General features: G+C 45.5%; 4 protein-coding genes. All 4 read right to left on the bottom strand.

Annotation, left to right across the window (positions count from 1 at the left end):
- Positions 1–217 precede the first annotated feature (217 nt).
- The 4 genes from FTV09_RS17245 to FTV09_RS17230 all read right to left on the bottom strand — a co-directional run bounded on the left by FTV09_RS17245 (position 218) and on the right by FTV09_RS17230 (position 3,346).
- Complete coding sequence (locus FTV09_RS17245; protein ID WP_000743213.1) at positions 218–442, bottom strand: hypothetical protein; 225 nt, start codon at positions 440–442, stop codon at positions 218–220.
- Positions 439–1,176, bottom strand: coding sequence for a recombinase family protein (locus tag FTV09_RS17240; RefSeq protein ID WP_001366550.1), 738 nt, complete (start codon positions 1,174–1,176; stop codon positions 439–441). The genes FTV09_RS17245 and FTV09_RS17240 overlap by 4 nt, the downstream gene beginning before the upstream one ends.
- Before the next feature lie 148 nt (positions 1,177–1,324).
- On the bottom strand, positions 1,325–2,491 hold the full coding sequence (locus FTV09_RS17235) for a tetracycline-inactivating monooxygenase Tet(X3) (protein WP_024160783.1): 1,167 nt from the start codon (positions 2,489–2,491) through the stop codon (positions 1,325–1,327).
- Positions 2,492–2,680: 189 nt separating this feature from the next.
- Positions 2,681–3,346 carry a tyrosine-type recombinase/integrase gene (locus FTV09_RS17230; RefSeq protein ID WP_015060916.1) on the bottom strand — a complete coding sequence of 222 codons (666 nt, stop codon included), beginning with the start codon at positions 3,344–3,346 and terminating at the stop codon, positions 2,681–2,683.
- Between the last annotated feature and the right edge of the window lie 176 nt (positions 3,347–3,522).

The raw sequence follows: 3,522 nt of genomic DNA, 5'->3' as shown, positions 1-3,522 counted from the left end.
GAGGCATGTTCCGCGTCCTTGCAATACTGTGTTTACATACAGTCTATCGCTTAGCGGAAAGTTCTTTTACCCTCAGCCGAAATGCCTGCCGTTGCTAGACATTGCCAGCCAGTGCCCGTCACTCCCACTCGATTGTAAACAAGCACACAAAACCCTTTAGTGACAACAATTTGCAAGAACTATCAGGCTCAGTGCCATGAAAAATACCATGACCAGATCATGAGGTTGAACACGGCTTGCGCCGGCAGCGTTCACGCTCCTGGTCGGCGATCTCGCCCGGCTGCAATGCTAGCTCAGCATCGGTCATGCGCTCCAGCACGTCGCGTAGGCGGATGGTGCAAGGAATGGGCGGCAGCTCGAACTCATAGCCGCCGGCGATCATTTCGGCCGCAATCTCCTCGGTGATGAAAAACGGCTCGTCGTCTTGGTTCGGCTTCTTCATGCCCTTTCCTCCTGGCGCTCATCCTGGCCGACAGCGGCCAGGGCATCGGCTTCCGTCAATGCGTCCTCCACGAACGCGCCGTGCTGCTTCGCTTCGGCCTGGCTGACCTCGGCCCATATCCGTTTCACCTGGGCCGCACTGTACCCGGCCAGCTCGGCGGTCTTGTTGATGCTGTAGCCGGACTTGCGCAGCGCGACAACTTGGGCGCGGCGCTTCGGATCAGCACGGCGGCCCTTGTACCGCCCGGCCTGGCGGGCCAACTCAATGCCTTGGCGCTGGCGTTCGCGCCTGTCCTCGTAGTCGTCGCGGGCCATCTGCAAGGCCAGGCGAAAAAGCATGATCTGCACGGCTTCCAGCACGATCTTGGCGACGCCCTGGGCCTCGGCCGCCAGGTCGGATAGATCGACCACGCCAGGGACGGCCAGGCGTGCGCCTTTGGCCTGTATCGAGGCCACCAGGCGCTCGGCCTCGGGCAAAGGTAGGCGGCTGATGCGGTCGATCTTCTCGGCAATGACCACCTCGCCGGGCTGTAGGTCGCCGATCATGCGCAGCAGCTCAGGCCGGTCGGCGCGTGCGCCGGATGCCTTCTCACGGTAGATGCCGGCGACGTAGTAGCCGGCGGCCTTCGCGGCCGTAGTGATCGCCTCTTGGCGTTCCAAGTCCTGCGCGTCGGTGCTGACGCGCAGATAGACCCGCGCCACCATCGGCGCGGCTACTGGCTTCGTCCTGCGCATACTTGCGGGCTCCTTTGGGCATACTCAAATGCACCCATCTTAAACTGGCAGCTAATGTACAAAAGTTGATAGAAGCACACAAGTTCAATTTTGCACTTCTGCCCCACTATTGCAAAACTGCTTGTTAGTAGCCGTTTTTTCTTACTGTTTATAGATTCAATAATTTTTGAAACGAAAAATTGGGACTAAACATTTCGGTTTCGTTTTCTGTCGATTCGTCCTGCGTATCTTTTGCATAAACAAACATTTGTTGTTCGTAGTTTTCGATGGCATTTTCAATACTTGTAAATTCTCCGTTTGTAAGGTTTTCAGACAATATCAAAGCATCCAATAATCCCGTATTTACACCCTGTCCTGCAAAAGGCGACATCAAATGAGCAGCATCGCCAATCATTGTTATGGGTAATGGACGGTTACTTTTCCAATCATTGTTCAAAGGAAATTTCCTTGTGGGCAAGCATTGAAATGTTGATACCGAACGTATTAATTGTTTGTAAACTTCACTCCATTTGGAAAATCTTTTCAATAAAAAATCGGCAACGCTGTTTCTGTCCTGAAAATCTAAGGGAATTTTATTTTTCCATTCATCGGGCGTTTTAAAACTAATTCCTAAATACAATGCACCATTATTATTGGGATTGGCAAACAATAAAATGCCCTGATGTCCCGCCATTAATCGGTTGCCGTTGCATAGCTGAAAAAATCCGGGACAGTTTATTTCCGGTTGAAGAATATCAGCTTGGATGTTGAAAGTACCGGTTTCTTCAACTTGCGTGTCGGTAACAAAGCTCCTTATTTTCGACATTCCACCATTGGCAAGAATAACCAAATCTGCTGTTTCACTCGGTTTATTCTCAAAAGTTAGTGTCCACTTCTTCTTACCAGGTTCAAGCATAACAAGTTTTCTATCCCAAATAACCGTGTCGTTTTCTAAACTATTCAACAAGATAGCCCTTAAGTCATTTCTGTTTATTTCAGGATTGTCAAATCGATTTTCGGGCTTTACATTTTTTGTGGATAAAATATTGCCTTTTTCATCAGCAATATTTACACCCATTGGTAAGGCTAAGTCATAATAAGTTTGTAACAATCCCGCTTTTTTCATTGCTTCCTGACCTGAACCTTTGTGTAGGTCAAGGGTTCCACCAAAAATTCTTGCCTCTCGGTCGTTGTCTCTTTCGTAAACTGAAACGTCTATGCCGTTTTGCTGTAATAATTTTGCCATAGTCAGTCCAACGGGTCCACCACCAATTATTGCAACGTTCTTATCACTAAGTAAATTCATTTGTTTGTCTGTATCTATTCGCATTGTCATTCAAAAATGGCACATAACAAGTGGCTATACGCCAAATGGCGTATATATCCACTATATCTTATTTTGCTAAACCTTTCATTATCAGTGACAAATCCGTTTTCAACCGTTTACCGTTCGTTTCTACTCTCTCAAAAGGATTTATATTCATAGTGCTTTTTGTTAAGTTTTGCTCAAATATACAAATCCTTTCTATATATCTAACAAATCCATCGGACTTTTTAATTGTTCCATTCCCTTGGTGGTAATATGTGTATAAACCTCAGTTGTTTTACTGCTTGAATGACCTAACAACGATTGAATATAACGTAAACTCGTACCATTCTCAAGCAAATGCGTTGCAAAGCTATGTCGTAAGGTATGTACAGTAACTTCCTTTTGAATCTTTGCTTTTAAAACAGCTGCTTTAAAAATGTTTTGAATACTTCGGCTTGAGTATGCGCCACCTTTTTGACCTTCAAATAAATAATCTTTTGGTTTATATTCCATAAAGTATGTTCTTAAAATAATTAATGTTTTCTCAGATAAAATGGTATAACGATCTCTTTTTCCTTTTGACTGTTCTATACGAATTTGCATGCGCTTGGAGTCAATGTCTTTTATTTTCAGGTTTATACATTCAGAAATGCGCAAACCTGCCGAATAAATAGTCATCAGAATAGCCTTGTGTTTCACGTTTTCAATAGCGCGTAGTACCCGAATGGTTTCTTCTTCACTCATCACAACAGGAAGTGTTTTTTCTTTTTTTGGTCTTTCGATGAAATATGTTTTCCGTTGTCCACCCAAAACACGTTCGTAATAAAACTTAATCGCATTGATTGCCTGGTTTTGATAAGATATTGAAACTTTTCGCTCCATAACCAAATGTCGGAGAAATGATTGTATATGTCCTTCATTCAATCGATCGACGTATAGGAAGAATAAACGCCCTTTTCACCCAAGTCCAACAGCTTTGGACCGCAGTTGACTCTTTCGACACCCCTGCGATGCAACCCAATCCGGCTGACGGGGAGCCAGCAACGCTGAAAATTTAC

It is taken from the genome of Acinetobacter sp. YH12227, assembly GCF_013417785.1.
GTDB lineage: Bacteria > Pseudomonadota > Gammaproteobacteria > Pseudomonadales > Moraxellaceae > Acinetobacter > Acinetobacter gandensis.
This window is presented reverse-complemented; position numbering and strand designations above follow the sequence as displayed.

Excerpts from the sequence above, each read along its gene's own strand:
- FTV09_RS17235 (WP_024160783.1), bottom strand. The coding sequence starts at position 2,491 with ATGACAATGCGAATAGATACAGACAAACAAATGAATTTACTTAGTGAT.
- FTV09_RS17245 (WP_000743213.1), bottom strand. The coding sequence starts at position 442 with ATGAAGAAGCCGAACCAAGACGACGAGCCGTTTTTCATCACCGAGGAG.
- FTV09_RS17240 (WP_001366550.1), bottom strand. The coding sequence starts at position 1,176 with ATGCGCAGGACGAAGCCAGTAGCCGCGCCGATGGTGGCGCGGGTCTAT.
- FTV09_RS17230 (WP_015060916.1), bottom strand. The coding sequence starts at position 3,346 with ATGGAGCGAAAAGTTTCAATATCTTATCAAAACCAGGCAATCAATGCG.